The organism is Rhodococcus sp. GQ147 (assembly GCF_059759155.1).
In genome coordinates, this window is the sequence record NZ_JCAXDU010000001.1 from 167987 (window position 1) to 183394 (window position 15408).

11 protein-coding genes, 2 pseudogenes and 1 riboswitch are annotated in these 15408 nt (G+C 67.2%); of the genes and pseudogenes, 6 read left to right on the top strand and 7 right to left on the bottom strand.

The window, feature by feature from the left end; genetic code table 11:
• Positions 1–2 precede the first annotated feature (2 nt).
• The 4 genes and pseudogenes from AC6CID_RS00830 to AC6CID_RS00845 all read left to right on the top strand — a co-directional run bounded on the left by AC6CID_RS00830 (position 3) and on the right by AC6CID_RS00845 (position 5269).
• Positions 3–2579, top strand: coding sequence for a YhgE/Pip domain-containing protein (locus AC6CID_RS00830; protein WP_217579612.1), 2577 nt, complete (start codon positions 3–5; stop codon positions 2577–2579).
• A complete protein-coding gene (locus tag AC6CID_RS00835) occupies positions 2576–4765 on the top strand; it encodes a YhgE/Pip domain-containing protein (protein WP_498353454.1) in 2190 nt (729 codons plus the stop codon). Before AC6CID_RS00830 ends, AC6CID_RS00835 begins: the two co-directional genes overlap by 4 nt.
• A 142-nt stretch (positions 4766–4907) precedes the next feature.
• A pseudogene (locus AC6CID_RS00840) lies at positions 4908–5009 on the top strand (IclR family transcriptional regulator); the annotation flags it as partial.
• A 113-nt stretch (positions 5010–5122) separates the two neighbouring features.
• The gene (locus tag AC6CID_RS00845) at positions 5123–5269 is read left to right on the top strand and encodes a hypothetical protein (RefSeq protein WP_174556231.1); all 147 of its coding nucleotides are present in this window, start codon (positions 5123–5125) and stop codon (positions 5267–5269) included.
• Between the two features lie 46 nt (positions 5270–5315).
• Here the strand turns inward: AC6CID_RS00845 and AC6CID_RS00850 are convergent, their stop codons facing one another.
• Both AC6CID_RS00850 and AC6CID_RS00855 read right to left on the bottom strand, forming a co-directional pair.
• On the bottom strand, positions 5316–6530 hold the full coding sequence (locus AC6CID_RS00850; RefSeq protein WP_217579610.1) for a hypothetical protein: 1215 nt from the start codon (positions 6528–6530) through the stop codon (positions 5316–5318).
• A gap of 148 nt (positions 6531–6678) precedes the next feature.
• Positions 6679–7896, bottom strand: coding sequence for an NADP-dependent isocitrate dehydrogenase (locus AC6CID_RS00855; RefSeq protein WP_016692844.1), 1218 nt, complete (start codon positions 7894–7896; stop codon positions 6679–6681).
• Between the two features lie 270 nt (positions 7897–8166).
• A riboswitch (SAM riboswitch) is annotated at positions 8167–8278 on the top strand.
• A gap of 134 nt (positions 8279–8412) precedes the next feature.
• Between AC6CID_RS00855 and metX the strand changes: the two genes are divergently transcribed.
• Positions 8413–9540, top strand: a complete 1128-nt coding sequence (gene metX / locus AC6CID_RS00860; protein WP_024101561.1) for a homoserine O-acetyltransferase MetX — start codon at positions 8413–8415, stop codon at positions 9538–9540.
• Here the strand turns inward: metX and AC6CID_RS00865 are convergent.
• From AC6CID_RS00865 to AC6CID_RS00875, 3 genes are read right to left on the bottom strand one after another with little or no spacing between them, the layout of a single operon-like run.
• Positions 9537–9821, bottom strand: coding sequence for a DUF3017 domain-containing protein (locus AC6CID_RS00865; RefSeq protein WP_033097065.1), 285 nt, complete (start codon positions 9819–9821; stop codon positions 9537–9539). The two genes, metX and AC6CID_RS00865, sit on opposite strands and share 4 nt — an antisense overlap.
• Positions 9822–9847: 26 nt before the next feature.
• Positions 9848–10702, bottom strand: a complete 855-nt coding sequence (locus tag AC6CID_RS00870) for a bifunctional methylenetetrahydrofolate dehydrogenase/methenyltetrahydrofolate cyclohydrolase (RefSeq protein ID WP_006550113.1) — start codon at positions 10700–10702, stop codon at positions 9848–9850.
• Between the two features lie 5 nt (positions 10703–10707).
• Entirely contained in the window at positions 10708–12183 is a 1476-nt protein-coding gene (locus AC6CID_RS00875) for a wax ester/triacylglycerol synthase domain-containing protein (RefSeq protein ID WP_498353455.1), read from the bottom strand.
• A gap of 120 nt (positions 12184–12303) precedes the next feature.
• Between AC6CID_RS00875 and AC6CID_RS00880 the strand changes: the two genes are divergently transcribed.
• Positions 12304–13518 carry a glycosyltransferase gene (locus tag AC6CID_RS00880; RefSeq protein ID WP_498353456.1) on the top strand — a complete coding sequence of 405 codons (1215 nt, stop codon included), beginning with the start codon at positions 12304–12306 and terminating at the stop codon, positions 13516–13518.
• A 10-nt stretch (positions 13519–13528) separates the two neighbouring features.
• On the opposite strand, the gene AC6CID_RS00885 is transcribed toward AC6CID_RS00880, so the two are convergent.
• Both AC6CID_RS00885 and AC6CID_RS00890 read right to left on the bottom strand, forming a co-directional pair.
• On the bottom strand, positions 13529–14143 hold the full coding sequence (locus tag AC6CID_RS00885) for a maleylpyruvate isomerase N-terminal domain-containing protein (RefSeq protein WP_498353457.1): 615 nt from the start codon (positions 14141–14143) through the stop codon (positions 13529–13531).
• A 149-nt stretch (positions 14144–14292) separates the two neighbouring features.
• Positions 14293–15357 (bottom strand): annotated as a pseudogene (locus AC6CID_RS00890) (aldo/keto reductase).
• Positions 15358–15408: the final 51 nt, after the last annotated feature.

A 15408-nucleotide genomic window follows, 5' to 3' on the forward strand; every position in this document is an offset into this window, starting at 1 on the left:
GCATGCGCAACGCCTACAAGGTGCTTCGTCGTGACCTCACGCGTATCCGTCGGGCTCCGAAGTCGTGGGCGATCATCATCGGACTGCTGGTGCTGCCCTCGCTCTACGCCTGGGTCAACATCATCGCGTTCTGGGATCCGTATGGGAACGCGGACCACATCAAGGTCGCCGTCGTCAACCAGGACGAGGGAGCCAGTACCGAGCTGACCGGTGAAGTGAACGTCGGCGAGCAGGTGGTGGCCCAGCTCAAGTCGAACGACCAGCTCGGCTGGCAGTTCATGGATGAGGACGCGGCCATGGAATCGGTCAGGTCCGGCGAGAGCTACGCCGCGATCGTCATGCCCCCCGATTTCAGCAAGAACCTCCTCACCATCGTCACCGGCGACTTCGTCCGGCCGGAACTCGAGTACTACACCAACGAGAAGGCCAACGCGATCGCCCCGAAGATCACCGAGGTCGGTGCGTCCACGCTCGACACGCAGATCAACTCGAACTTCGTCTCCACCGTCGCACAGACCATCGCTAAGGAAGCCGAGCAGGCCGGGGTCGATGCGGGAGACTGGCTGGTCGATTCGCGCAGCCAGACGCTGACCGCGTTGGACCAGGCCCTCGCGACGGTCCAGGCCACCCGCACGACCCTGACCGAGTTGAACGGCACGCTCGAGCCCGGGGCGGCGGCGCTCACCGATGCCAGGCGAGCCCTGGAGCGGGTGGACGCGGCCATCGGGGACGTCACCGCAGCGGTCTCCGACGCGCAGGGCCTCGTCAACGAGGTCCAGGGCGACCTGGTCAAGTTCTCCGACACCCTGACCGGCGCCTACGTCTCCGGCACGGCGAACCTCACGGGCGCCACCACCCGCCTCAACGAGAGCGTCGGGCAGGTCGCGGTCGGCGCCGACGCGGCCCGGTCGGCTCTCAGCACAGCTCAGCGTGATGTGCAGGCGGTGATCACCGCAAATCAGGCGCTACTCGCCACCATGCTTCCTCTCGTCGCCGCCACCCCTGACGGGCTGCCGCTCAAGAACCAGCTGAACCAGGTGATCGGCGCGCTCGAAGCGCAGACGGTCCGCGATCAGGAGCTCCTGGCGACCCTGGAGGCCGCGCAGGCTGGTGTGTCCACGGTGGCCGATCAGACGGCCGCCGCGTCGGAGGCCATGGCCGCCGCCCAGCGTTCCTCCGGCGCGCTGCAGAGTGTGTTGTCGGGGACCTTCCCGGGGCTCAACCAGTCCATGTCGTCGCTGTCCGCGACCGTCGGGGCGTTCTCCTCGGCGCTCGATTCGCAGCGTGTGCTCGTGGGCGAGGCCGTTGGCATGCTCACCGAACTGGAATCGGTCATGGATGAGACCGGCACCGCAGTGTCGTCGCTGGACGGGAACCTCGCGGACGTGCAATCGGATCTCATCGCCCTGCAGACCGACCTCAGTGCGATCAGTGCCACGGACCTCATCAACCAGGTGAGCACACTGACCTCGCTCGACCCGGACACGATCGCCGAATTCATGGCGGGGCCCGTGGTGGTCCACGAGAACGACCTGTTCCCGGTGCCGGCCTACGGCTCGTCGATGGCGCCCCTGTTCACCAACCTGTCGCTGTGGATCGCCGGGTTCGTGTTGATGGTGCTGTTCAAGCTCGAGGTCGACGACGAGGATGTCGAGGGCCTGACGGTGCGGCAGGCGTACTTCGGGCGCTGGCTGCTGTTCGCGGTGATGAACGTCATCCAGGCGCTGCTGGTGAGCATCGGCAATGTGGTGATCGGCGTCCAGACGGTCAACCCCGTCGTGTTCGTCGCCACGGCGGTGTTCATCGGCCTCGTCTACATGTCCATCATCTATGCGCTCTCGGTGTCCTTCGGCTACATCGGTAAGGGCATAGCCGTGTTGCTGGTGATCATGCAGATTCCCGGCGCCTCGGGAATCTATCCGATCGAGATGATGCCGGACTTCTTCCGGGCGTTGTTCCCGTTCTTCCCGTTCACGTACGGGATCGACGCGCTGCGCGAGACCATCGGCGGCTTTTACGGCTTGCACTACCTCCGGTACATGGCCGTACTCGTACTCTTGGCCGCGCTGGCCTTCATCCTCGGGCTGTTCCTCCGCCAGCGGCTGGGCAACTTCGCTCGATTGTTCAACAGCAAGTTGGCCGATACCGGTCTGTTCCTGAGCGAGGACGTGCAGATCCTCGGCTCCCGTCACAGGCTCACCCAGTTGGTGCAGGCCCTGACCGATCGGGACAAGTTCCGGGAGGACAACGCCCGCAAGCGTCGTTGGCTGGACACCAACCACAAGGCCGCGCAGCGCGCCGCACTGTTCGCCGGCCTGATCGGGGCCGTGGTTCTCTTCGTGATCGGGTCCGTCTTCCCCGATGAGAAGGCCACAGTCCTCGGACTGTGGGGGCTCCTGTGCCTTCTCGTTATGGGTTCGATCGTGGTGGTCGAGTACATCAACCAGAACGTCCTGTACGGCGCAGAGGTCAGCGATCTTCCAGACGATGCGTTGAAGCGAGCTCTGGCACAGGAAGATATCGCGATCAGGTCGGACGCCCGACTCGACCAGCTTGAGAAGCAGGGACAGAACGCGTGAACAACATCATCACCCTGATCCGTCATGACTTCCGTCAGGCCACCAGCAACGTGGTCGCGGCGGTGGTGCTCGTCGGCGTCATACTGATCCCCTCCTTCTTCGCGTGGTTCAACGTGTTGTCGAGCTGGGACCCGTTCGACAACGTCAATAACCTCAAGGTTGCGGTCGCCAGCGCCGACGAGGGTTTCGAGAGCGACCTGTTCCCGATGCGCGTGAACGTGGGCGACCAGGTGGTCTCGCAGCTGCGCGCCAACAGCGACATCGACTGGCAGTTCGTCTCGGAGGAAGAAGCGATCGAGGGCACCAAGTCCGAGGAGTACTACGCAGCGATCGTGCTGCCGAAGGACTTCAGCCAGAAGATGCTGACCTTCATCGCCCCCGGCGCCTCGCCGGCGGAGATCGACCTCTACGTCAACGAGAAGAAGAACGCACTCTCCTCGCTGATCACCGGCGAGGCCGCGACGGAGGTATCGACGCAGATCAACACCAGCTTTACCAAGACCCTCAACGAGGTCGGCCTGGCGCTGGTGTCGTCATTGGCCACCTATCTCGAGGGCTCCGAGACGCAGCAGACTCTGGACCGGCTGCAGGCTTCGGTGGGCGGGATCTCCACCCAGCTGAATTCGGCAGCCGGCACTGCCGACATCTTCGCAGTGGTGCTCTCGTCTGCCGACAGTCTGCTCTCCAGCGCCGGTTCGCTCGCCACCGCATCGTCCGATGCCGTGCGGGACACCTCCGGAGCGATCGGACAGGGTGCCGGCGCCGTCACCTCCGCCCGGGACGTCCTCGCATCGACGTCCGAGCGACTCTCGCAGGCCTTCAGCGCCAGCGCCGGAAGCTTCGAGGCTCTTCGTGCCGAGGTCGACCGGATCTTGGGCAACTCGCCGTCGCCGCAGTCCGTGGCGACGCTGTCGCAGGCCTCCTGGATAGTCGGGCAGCAGGCCGAGTCGTACGCCCAGCTTCGTGATCGGTTGCGGGACCAGGCATCGGCGGCAGGTCTGGACCCTGTGACCCGGGACGCTGTGAATCTTCTCGCCAATCGAGTCGCTGGCATCGTCGACCGTCAGGAGGCTCTCGAGCAGCGCCTCGACGCGGCGGCGGCCGGTCCCCAGTCGACGGGTGACGTTGCCGCGGCGCGCAGCGCAATCCTGCGGGACGTGGATGCCGTACAGGCAGCGATCGTCGGGGCGCGGGACCAGTACACCAACAGCCTGCGGCCGAAGCTCGACCGACTCGCAGGCGACCTCTCCACATTGGAGGGGAACTTCGCGGGTATCGGTCAGGATCTGCGAGCAGCGGAGCAGTCGCTGTCCTCCGGGGCGGGTTCGCTGAGTGCCGGCCTCTCCGACGCGGAGACCGCGGTCCGGCTGCTCGCGAGCGATCTCCGTGGGACCTCGGATATCTTTGCCGATCTCGAGGCGGCCCTCGCGCGTGCCGAGAACACCGGTGACCTCAGCAAGGTGACCGAGATCATCGGCTCGAACCCGGCGACGTTCGCCTCCCAGCTCGCCTCTCCGGTGAACCTCAAGGAAATCCCGGTGTTCAAGGTCGACAACTTCGGTTCGCAGATGGCGCCGCTGTACACGGTCCTCGGGCTCTGGGTGGGTTCGCTGCTGCTCGCGGTGCTCATCCGCACCGAGGTCTCGCGCGAGTCGCTTCCACCGCTCGATAAGCCGCTCAAGCCGTGGCAGGAGTATTTCGGCCACTACGCGATCTTCGGCGGGATGGCTCTTCTGCAGAGCACGATCCTCTTCGTGGGCCTTATCGGCTTCGTCGGGGTTCGTCCGGCGCACCCGTTCCTGTTGATCCTCGCCGGGTGGGTGATGTCGTTCGTCTTCTCGCTCATCACGTACACGCTTGTGCTTGCATTTGGCGAGGCGGGTAAGGCAATAGGGGTGCTCCTGCTGGTCGTGCAGATCTCCGCGGGTGGGGGTGCGTATCCGTTGGCGGTCCTGCCGGAGTGGTTCCAGAACATCAGCCCGTTCGTCCCGGTCTCCCATGCCACGACAGCGGTGCGCGCGGCTATCGCGGGAATTTACGATGCCGACTACTGGAAGGCGCTAGGCTTCCTGCTGCTGTTCACTCTGCCGGTCCTGCTGATCGGTTTGGTCTTGCGCCTGGCGGTGAAGAATTTCAACGATGATCTGAATTCGTCGTTGGAGGGGACCAAGCTCCTGAGCGTGTGAGCGCTCAGCACCCGACTACTGCTTCAGGAGATCAGCCACCTCATCAGAGATGGCGACTGCACGGTTAAATCTACTGGGGAAACACTCATGTGTTCCATTCTGCGGATTGTTCGGACTGTTCTGTGGGCCTGGAGTGACTCGCATGACACAGGCATCGACGGTCGCTGGAGCCGACGGCGGCGTGCGGAGCGTCGCCCGCGCGTTCGATCTGCTCAACGCATTCGACGCCGAGCACCCGATCCGGACGCTGCGCGAACTCGTCGGGATCACCGGGCTCCCCAAGTCGACGGTGGTGGACTGGCCGCTCTCGGATCGACCACCGAGATCACCGTCCGGGTCCGCCGTGCAGGCGAGATCGTGTGGGAGGGCACGGCGCTCTCCCGGATCGACACTCCCCTCGAGTGGGAATGGCTGCGCGCCGGGGGTCTGTTCGGCCACCTGCTGACCGAGCAGACGGAGCGGCAGCGCGCTACGCACCGCGATCCGGTGGGCGCGCACCGGTAGACGAGTGGATCGACGGGGCCGTCCTCCGAGGAGGACGTCCCCGTCGTCATGTCCGGTCCGCCGGAGCGACACGGGCGACGGTGCGCGCCCGCACGATCAGATGACGGAGCGGCGGGACGGAACCCTCCGCTCGACCGTTTCTCCGACCACCGTCGAGCTCGGCGCGCCGCACCCGGTACCGCTCGCGCAGCACCGCGGCGCGCAGGGCGGCGGTGACACCCGGAAAGCGACCCCGACGGCCCACCCCGACGGTGCCGAGGAGCAGGACGGCGGCCGGCAGGATTATCCAGGCGTACAGGACGGCGGCGGAGGCGATCGCCTCGGCGACGGCGTCCTCGTCGAGTGCCGCCCACACGATTCCCGCACCGACCACGACGTAGAGGGTGCCACCCAACGCCGCGGCCAGGACCGCGCCGACGTATCGGCGGAGCAACCAGCAGCGGACCGTCCACAGCACGAGGACGACGGCCGTGAACATCGTGATCGCGGACGTGACCACCACGAAGACCATGTCCGAGGAATCCAGGAAGGGCCCGGAGCCCGACTCGTCGTCGAACACCACGATCATGAGGAGCCCCGTCACCACCGTGACGACGGCCAGGACCGCGAGTTCGACGGCGAGCGCCGCGAAGGGGTGGCCGGCGACCCGCGGGTCGCCCGGTCGCAGCCTCGCCGCCGTGGCGAGCAGTTCACGTCGGCGCAGCAGCGACGCCTCCCGGCGCAGACGACGGCGGGCACCGACGCCGCGTTGGGTCGCGAGGAACAGGTCCTGGCTGAGTACCACGATCACGAAGACCGCCGGGAACAGCAGCAGCGCCGCCAGATCCACGGAGTGCGGGAGACCGTCGAGCAGCGCTGCGACGAAGGTCATCGTCGCTCCCACTCCGAAGACCGACCCGCACAGTTCGAGGTGCTCGAGGCGCAACGCCTCGGTCGATCGGGACGAACCCTCGGCGGCGATGACCGGTCCGAGCGACCACGCGATGAGATTGAGCGCGATGACGAGGGCGGCGAGCACCCCGAGGACGGCGGCGGCCTCACCCATCGTGAGGGTGGTGAGCACGCCGCTGCGCACCGGCGTGGACCGGTCGTAGGCCAGTTCGTCGGTGCGGCGGGCGATCGCGTGGATCAGATTCGGCGCGAGCGCGACGGGCAGGTAGGCCAGCGCCGAGCCGAACATCAGCGCCCACACCCGGGTCCAGAAGCGCCGGCGGGCATGCGCCCCGCCGCGACCTTCGGAGTCGGCACCAGTGGTGGTCACGGCCGTCCTCCTCCCGGGCACTACGGCGGTGATGCGACTGACAGTGGTACACGGAACGGTAGCCCGTGCCCGGAGTGCTCGGGAAACACGACACGGGACGCCCGGTGCGGGCGTCCCGTGTTCGTGCTGCCGAGAAACGAGCCGAAGGTCAGGCGCGAGCCTTCTGCAGGTTCTCGTCGAGTGCGCCGAGGAACTCCTCGGTGGTCAGCCAGCCCTGCTCCGGGCCGACGAGCAGTGCGAGGTCCTTGGTCATCTGACCGGCTTCGACGGTCTTGATGACGACGTCCTCGAGCTGCTGCGCGAACTCGATGACCTCGGGGGTGTTGTCCAGCTTGCCGCGGTGCTCGAGGCCGCGGGTCCAGGCGAAGATCGACGCGATCGGGTTGGTCGACGTCGGCTTGCCCTGCTGATGCTGGCGGTAGTGCCGCGTGACGGTGCCGTGTGCGGCCTCCGCCTCGACGGTCTTGCCATCCGGGGTCATCAGGACGGAGGTCATCAGCCCCAGCGAGCCGTAGCCCTGGGCAACGGTGTCGGACTGGACGTCGCCGTCGTAGTTCTTGCAGGCCCAGACGTAGCCGCCCTCCCACTTGAGGGACGATGCGACCATGTCGTCGATGAGGCGGTGCTCGTAGGTGAGACCGGCGGCGTCGAACTCCGCCTTGAACTCTTCCTCGTAGATCCGCTGGAACTCGTCCTTGAACATGCCGTCGTAGGCCTTCAGGATCGTGTTCTTGGTCGACAGGTAGACCGGGTAGTTGCGCTGCAGGCCGTACGAGAGCGAGGCGCGCGCGAAGTCCTGGATGGACTTCTTGTAGTTGTACATACCCATGACGACGCCGCCGTCCTCGGGGATCCGGCAGACCTCGTGCTGGATCGGCTCGCTGCCGTCCTCGGGCGTGAAGGTGATGGTGACGGTGCCCGGGCGGTCGACCTTGAAGTCGGTGGCGCGGTACTGGTCGCCGAACGCGTGGCGGCCGACGATGACGGGCTTGGTCCAGCCCGGAACCAGACGCGGCACGTTCGAGATGATGATGGGCGCGCGGAAGATGGTGCCGCCGAGGATGTTACGGATGGTGCCGTTGGGCGACCGCCACATCTTCTTCAGGCCGAACTCCTCGACACGCGCTTCGTCGGGGGTGATGGTGGCGCACTTGACGCCGACGTTGTGCTTCTTGATGGCGTTCGCCGCATCGACCGTCACCTGGTCGTCGGTGGCGTCGCGGTTCTCCACGCCGAGGTCGTAGTACTCGAGATCCACGTCCAGGTACGGGTGGATCAGCTTGTCCTTGATGAACTGCCAGATGATGCGGGTCATCTCGTCGCCGTCGAGTTCGACGACCTTACCTTCAACCTTGATCTTGGACATATGCGTTTCGTGTCCTCCTAGGACGTTTCTGTAGGTCCCCAATCGACCGCACTTTGTGGGTGCGGTCGCCGTCGGCTCGCGAGCAGCGAGCATGGCCGTGTCCACGTCCTGAACCGCGGCCAAACATGACAAGCGTACTGCTATTACCGACGACCGCAAAGCGCCTCGTTCCACCCTCACGCCCTACCGACCGGTAACTTTCCTGCTGGTCAGGGATGTTCAGAGGGTGCATAAAGACCCTGCAACGGAGAGTCGCTAGACTGCCGGGAAAGTCATGAGTGCCAGCGTCAAGCCCCGGCTTGCTGGCCGGCAACCCTCCGACCGGGGTGGGGTGCTCCGGGTGATGACACGGTCGGTGGAACCCCACCGACAAGCCTGTTGTCGGGAGGACTGAGATGATGATGTGCTGTCGCACCCAAGCCACGATCACACCTCCCATCACCGCCGGAAGGACACGATGACCGACATCCGCAGCCGGCGCTGCCAGCCCACCGCGAGCCTCGAGGCGGTCATCTCTTGACGGCGGGCACCGAGCGGCGTCGCGTCGAACTGCCCCCGGCAGACGGACGCCTCGACACCATCGACATCGGCGATCTCGCGCTCGAGAGCGGCGAGACGCTGCCGAACGTCACCGTCGCCGTGCAGAGGTGGGGCGAACTGTCCCCCGCCCGCGACAACGTGGTGCTCGTCGAACACGCCCTCACCGGCGACTCGCACGTCACCGGCCCCGCCGGACCGGACCATCCGTCCCCCGGCTGGTGGTCGGGCATGGTCGGCCCCGGTGCTCCGATCGACACCGACCGCTGGTGCGTGGTTTCGACGAACATTCTCGGCGGGTGCCGCGGCACCACCGGCCCCGGCAGCACCGCACCCGACGGCAAGGCCTGGGGATCCCGCTTCCCGCTGATCACCGTGCGCGACCAGGTGGCGGCCGAGGTGGCGCTGCTCGACAGGCTCGGCATCGACGTCCTCGCCGCCGTGACCGGCGGATCGATGGGTGGCATGCGCACCCTCGAGTGGATCATCGCGTACCCGGAGCGGGTGCGAGCGTCGCTCGTCCTCGCCACCGGTGCCCGCGCGACCGCCGACCAGATCGGCACCCAGACCGCGCAGATGGCTGCCATCACGGCCGACCCCGACTGGCAGGGCGGCGACTACTACGGCACGGGGCGGCGTCCCGAAGCCGGACTCGCCATCGCCCGGACCATCGCGCACCTCACCTACCGGACCGAACTCGAACTCGACACGCGCTTCGGGAATCTACCCCAGGACGACGAGGACCCGTGGCGCGGCGGCCGGTACGCCGTGCAGAGCTATCTCGAGCACCAGGCGCGTAAGCTCGTCGCGCGTTTCGATCCCGGTACCTACGTGGTGTTGTCCGACGTGATGAACCGGCACGACGTCGGGCGCGGACGCGGCGGCGTCGAGGCCGCACTCGCGTCCACCCCGGTCCCGACGATCGTCGCCGGCGTCGACTCCGACCGCCTGTACCCGCTGCGCCTGCAGCAGGAGATCGCCGATCTGCTCCCGGGATCGGGCGACCTGCGTGTGCTCGTCTCCCGCGACGGACACGACGGATTCCTCACCGAGGCCGACGAGGTCGCGAAGCTCCTCGTCGAACTGATGAAGCTCGCCGAGGGCTAGTCGGTTCCCAGCGGGTCGATCGACGCGGCGAGCGCCACCACGATTCCGCCGACGACCATCATCGAGGCGACGTCGAACGCCTTGCCGCGTACCGCGAGGACACCGACCTTGTCCTCGTCGAGAGCCCAGCGGAACAGGCCGGCGAGGATGGTGGCGCCGCCGAAGACGAACGCTCCGCGTCGCCACCGGTCGGCGATCACCAAGATCACCGCTGCCGCGATCACCAGGGTGACCGCGAGCAGCGGCAGGTTCAGACGCGTGAATCGCATAGCCTGAGCCATCTCGTCTCCCGGGGTCGTCGACCCGCTTATCGGGTCGCGAGCAGCTCGGCCCGCTCCACGACGTTGGTCAGCAGGAAGGCGCGGGTGAGCGGTCCGACGCCACCGGGGTTCGGGGACACGAAGCCCGCGACCTCGCGCACGTCCGCGGCGACGTCGCCGCGCAGTCCGTCCTCGGTGCGGGAGACACCCACGTCCAGCACAGCGGCGCCGGGCTTGACCATGTCCGCCGTCACCAGCCCGGGAACACCTGCGGCGGCGACGATGATGTCGGCGCGACGCACCTCTGCAGCGAGATCACGAGTGCCGGTGTGGCAGAGGGTGACCGTCGCGTTCTCCGAACGACGGGTCAGCAGCAGACCGATCGGGCGGCCGACGGTGACGCCACGACCGACCACCACCACGTGCGCGCCGGCGATCTCCACGTCGTAGCGGCGCAGCAGGTGGATGATGCCGCGCGGCGTGCAGGGCAGCGGAGCCTCCTTGCCGAGCACGAGCCGGCCGAGGTTGACCGGGTGCAATCCGTCGGCGTCCTTGCCCGGATCCATGCGCTCGAGCGCCGCGTTCTCGTCGAGATGCTTCGGCAGCGGGAGCTGGACTATGTAGCCGGTGCAGGCAGGGTCGGCGTTGAGCTCGTCGATCGCCTCGAACAGCTGTTCCTGGGTGATGTCGGCGGGCAGATCCTTGCGGATCGACGTGATGCCGACCTTCGCGCAGTCGTTGTGCTTACCGCGCACATAGGCCGCGGATCCCGGATCGTCGCCGACGAGGATCGTGCCGAGACCGGGCGTGACGCCCTTGGCCTTCAGCGCATCCACGCGGACCTTCAGGTCCTCGAAGATTTCGTCGCGGGTTGCTTTGCCGTCCAGGATCGTCGCAGTCACGTCGTTCATTCTTCCAGGCGCCCGTCCGGCGTCGAATCGCGGCCGGTACCGGAAACCGTCCGCGCGCCGGGAGGCAGGCAGTCCCGGGATAGTTCCGCGAAGGCTTCGGCGAGGTGCCGCTCGTACTGCTCGGGGTCGGGCATGCAAGAGTCCGAGGCCAGAAAGGACAAGGTGAGAACCTCGCCGAGCGAGGTCACGGAGTGGACGAGACCGTAGTTCCGGTTGAGCATCGGAGTACCGATCGCCTCGACGGCGGGACTGCCACCGAATCGGAGGCCCTCGACCGGCCCGCGCGGCACATTCGTCACGGTGGTGTTGGCCAGCGGCACCACGTCTCCCGTGGGCCCCACCCGCCCGCGGTGCGCTCTCCGGATCGTCATCGCCAGGTCGAACGCGGGCGATGCATCCACCGCCGCAACGGAGGCAGCCGACTCCGGACGCCGGATGCGCTGTTTCTCGAGAGCAGCCGACTCGTGGACTCGGCGGAGTCGCTCGCGCGGATCAGCCCGATCGAGGTGCAGGTCGACATACATGAGCGTGACCTTGTTCTCCGACTCCGCTCCCGCTCCGTCCCGGAGGGATCCCGGAACGATCGCCGCCGGTGAATCGGTGGGAATTTCCTCGTAGGACGCGAGGTAGGCGCGTAGTCCGCCCGAGACGACCGTCAGGATCACGTCGTTCACCGAGGTATCCGTGGCGCGCGCGACGGCACGCACCTCCGGCAACGGCATACGGACGACGCCGAGCTGCCAGGCGCTGCCGGCGTCGGTGTCGAAGCGGGTGCGGGGACGCTGCGGCCGGGGGGCGGTGATCTCCCCCGATGCGGTGAGACCACCCAGTGCTCGTCGAGCGCGACGTGCTGCGACCAGAGCCGGGAGCATCCTCGCGTACCGGAAGGGCAGCGAGACCGCCGCGCGGACCGGTCCCGGCACGGCGACGACGCGTCCTCCCGTCGAAGGGGCGGCAGCCGGATCGTCGAGCAGTGCACGAGCGATCTCGACGGCTCCGAGCCCGTCGGTCACCGAGTGGTGCAGGAGCAACGCGACGATGGTGGCGCCGTCGGGGAGGTCGTCGACACCGCGGATGTCGGCCAGGACGTGCACTTCCCACGGGGGTGCGGACAGATCGAGACGGCGTTCCTTCATCGAGGCGAGCAGCCGATGCACCTCGCTGCGTGAGGTCGGGCCGATCGTCTCGTACCGGACGTGACGGTCCGGATCGACGCCGGTCTCGACCCAGTACGGAAAGTCGAGGTTCGCCGGCACCCGGTGCAGACGGCGGGTGAGCGCCGGTGTGCGGTGCAGGCGCTCCCCGATCCAGGTGACGGCGTCCTCACGGGTGCGGATGGGAGCGTCGCCCGCTCGGGCGTCGAACACGTAGACACTCACCATGGTCGACGGCGGAGCCTCGGGGGCCGTGTCCTCCACGAAGACGTGGAGTGCGTCCCGCGCGGCCAGTCGGATTCCGCGTCGGCGTGTCATCGTGATGGTTCTCTCCCGGGTCGCCCGCTGCTGATGCCCTGTCGATTGAACCAGGTACCGCTCGGGGCCACACCCGATCGGCGATTCGCGAACACGAGCCTCACGCGGTGTAATTCGGCCATGGCACACCGAGTCGGATCGACGACCGGCAGCACACGAGGCCGGGCCGCGCGTCGCGTCCTGTTCGCGTTCGCAGGCGGCCTCGGCCATCTCGCACCGATGCTCCCGATCGCCGACGTCCTGCGCGGAGCCGGCCATCGCATCGGCGTGTGTGGGGAGGCGGACGTCCTCGCAGGCACCGAAGGCTTCGACGCACACTTCCCCAAGGGGGAGACGACCTCTCCTTCCGGTCGGTCCACGGGCACGCTCGCTCCTCCCGACCTCGACCACGAGTACTCGGTGATCGGCACCCACTTCGCCGGTGTGCTCGCGGCGCGACGATTCGACCTGGTCCGCGATGTCATCGACCGCTGGCATCCGGATCTGGTGATCTGCGACGAGATGGACTTCGGTGCGATGACGGCGGCCGAGCACGCCGCCGTTCCCCGCGTGGTGGTCGCCGTCATCGCGTCCGGAGCACTCACCCGGATCGACCGCATCCGTGAGCCACTGGGACGACTACGGGCCGCCCACGACCTCCCTTCCGATCACGAGTGCTCTTTCCTGACACAGGATTTGGTCATCTCACCGTTCCCACCGTCGTTCCGTGATCCTGATGTCCCGTTGTCTCCCACAGCCGTCTCGACAGGGCCGGGCCCGTCGCTCGCATCCCGCGAACACCCTGCGATCGACTGGCTTCGAAGCGGCGAGAAGCCCCACCGCGTGTACGTCACGCTGGGTACCGTCTTCAACACCGAGTCCGGTGATCTCATCGTCCGTCTCCTCCGGGGGCTGCACCGACTACCTGCGCGCGTGCTCGTCACCGTCGGCCGGGACATCGACCCGGCCACCCTGCCGTCACCGGGCGGCAACGTCCGCATCGAGCGGTTCGTGCCCCAGTCGGCCGTGCTCCCGCACGTCGATGTCGTCGTAAACCACGGCGGATCGGGCAGCGTCATCGGTGCGCTCACCCACGGCGTTCCGGTCGTCGCGCTTCCGATGGGCGCGGACCAGGAACTCAACGCCCGACGGCTGGTCGCGCTGGGCGCAGGGACCACGGTCGATCCCGTCACCGTAACCTCGGCGGAGATCGGAGGGATCACCCTCGACGCGCTGTCCTCGCGCTCTCTCCGCCGCGGGGCCGAGCAATTGCGCGACGAGATCTCACGATTGCCTCCCCCGGCATCCGTGCTCGCGCTGCTCGAGGATCGGATGTTCCGGTCCCGGCTGCGCTGAACCTCTCCGCTCACACGACGGAATAGCCGTTCGGCAACGCCATCCGACCGGTCAATGCCCGCAGCACGGTCGTGCCGTCGCCGAGTGCCAGAGCGATTCTCGCCGCCAACAGGGCGGACTGCTCGAGAACCTCGGCGGGAGGTTCGTAGGGAACATCCGCGGCGGCGGCGATGTCGAGACCGTGGACGGCGAGTTCGAAGGTGCGTGTCGGGAGGTAGGAATGCAGCCGGATCCCCAATCCTCCGATCACCCGGATCAGACGATCCTCCCCGGTACCGAGCCGCTCGATCACCGCAGCCGACAGGGCACCGATCGTCGCCACCGGGTCGTCACCGAGGTCGGCACCGGCACGCCGTCCACGTTCGACGATGTCCTCCGCGCCGAGGACCGAGGTCAGTTCCTTGACGTGGACGTAGTACTGCTCCGCGCTCGCGAGGTCCTCGGTGTCGGCAGGACTGTCGAGATAGGTCATGACGGTCGTCAACGAGCGTGAGGTGTGTCCGATCAGTGCTCGGAGGTCCCACTCACCCAGGCCCGGACCGTCCCAGCGGCCCTCCGGCACGGCACGGACCAACTCCGCGAAGCTGCGTACCGCCGAGACATACGTCGCTACCGGCGATTCCATGACATCTCCCGCGGCCGACCGGATCGAACCCGACACGAGAATGAAAGCACGCGTCTCCCGGCTACACCGTCGGTGTGCGCACGCGGGTCGGCACGGATCGCTCGCGCAACGTGAATCCCAGCTTCTCGTAGAGCCGGATGGCGGTCATGTCAGAGACCGAGGCCGGTGCCGTGGACACCGTACTCGTCGATGACCGCGAGCTCGTCGTCGGTGAGCGGCGGGAAGCTCAGTGTCTCGAGATTGTGGTCGAGCTGCCAGGTCGAGCTCGCGCCGACGAGCGCCGAGGTCGCGGCGGGCTGCCGGAGCACCCACTGCAGCGCCAGCTGGGCCAGCGACTGCCCACGCGACCGGGCGAGCTTGTCGAGTTCGGTGACGCGCTGCCGGTAGATCTCGTCGATCACGTCCGGGGAGAGGAACGCACTGTTTACCGCTCGCGCACCGTCCGGGATGGTCTCGAGATACTTGTCCGTCAGAAGTCCCTGTGCGAGCGGCGAATACACGACGAGTCCGAAGCCGTCCTGCTCGGCCGCGTCGAGCAGACCGTTCTGCTCGATGCTGCGGTCGAAGATCGAGTAACGCGGCTGGTGGACGAGCCGTGGGACACCGGCTTCCCGCAGAAGTGTCGCGGCCTCATGCGCACGATCCGGTTGGTAGTTCGAGATGCCGACGTAGAGCGCCTTCCCCTACTCGACGGCGGAGACGAGTGCCCCGACGGTCTCCTCGAGCGGGGCCGACAGGTCGGGACTGTGACTGTAGAAGATGTCGACGTAGTCGGTGCCGAGGTCACGCAGGCTGTGCTCGAGCGAGCCCAGCAGCGACTTGCGCGACCCGCCCCTCTGGTAGGGACCGGGACCGATCGGGTTGCCGGCCTTCGTCGACAGGATGATTTCGTCCCGGTAGGGCGCGAGGTCCCTGCCGAGGATGCGGCCGAAGTTCTTCTGCGCGGCGCGGTGCGGCGGACCGTACCGGTCGGCGTTGTCGAAGTGGGTGATTCCGAGGTCGAAGGCGTGGAGGATGATCTCCCGCTGCGTCTCGAACGGGTAGTCGGTGCCGAATTTCTGCCACAGCCCGAACGAGAAGGCCGGCAGGTCGAGCCCGGACCGCCCCGAGCGCCGGTAGGGAATCGTCTCGTAACGGTTCTCGGATGCGGTGTAGGGGTTACGACGGTGCCGTGCGACATCGGGCGGGGTTCGCCTTTCGGTTCCAGCGGAAATTCGGGTCCACGACACTCGATCACGGGCACTTCCGGACTGTCACCGGTTCCG

Coding starts and splice junctions, on each gene's coding strand:
- AC6CID_RS00830 (WP_217579612.1), top strand. CDS start 3: ATGCGCAACGCCTACAAGGTGCTTCGTCGTGACCTCACGCGTATCCGT.
- AC6CID_RS00865 (WP_033097065.1), bottom strand. CDS start 9,821: ATGGCTCAGGCTATGCGATTCACGCGTCTGAACCTGCCGCTGCTCGCG.
- AC6CID_RS00880 (WP_498353456.1), top strand. CDS start 12,304: ATGGCACACCGAGTCGGATCGACGACCGGCAGCACACGAGGCCGGGCC.
- AC6CID_RS00855 (WP_016692844.1), bottom strand. CDS start 7,896: ATGTCCAAGATCAAGGTTGAAGGTAAGGTCGTCGAACTCGACGGCGAC.
- AC6CID_RS00885 (WP_498353457.1), bottom strand. CDS start 14,143: ATGGAATCGCCGGTAGCGACGTATGTCTCGGCGGTACGCAGCTTCGCG.
- AC6CID_RS00875 (WP_498353455.1), bottom strand. CDS start 12,183: ATGACACGCCGACGCGGAATCCGACTGGCCGCGCGGGACGCACTCCAC.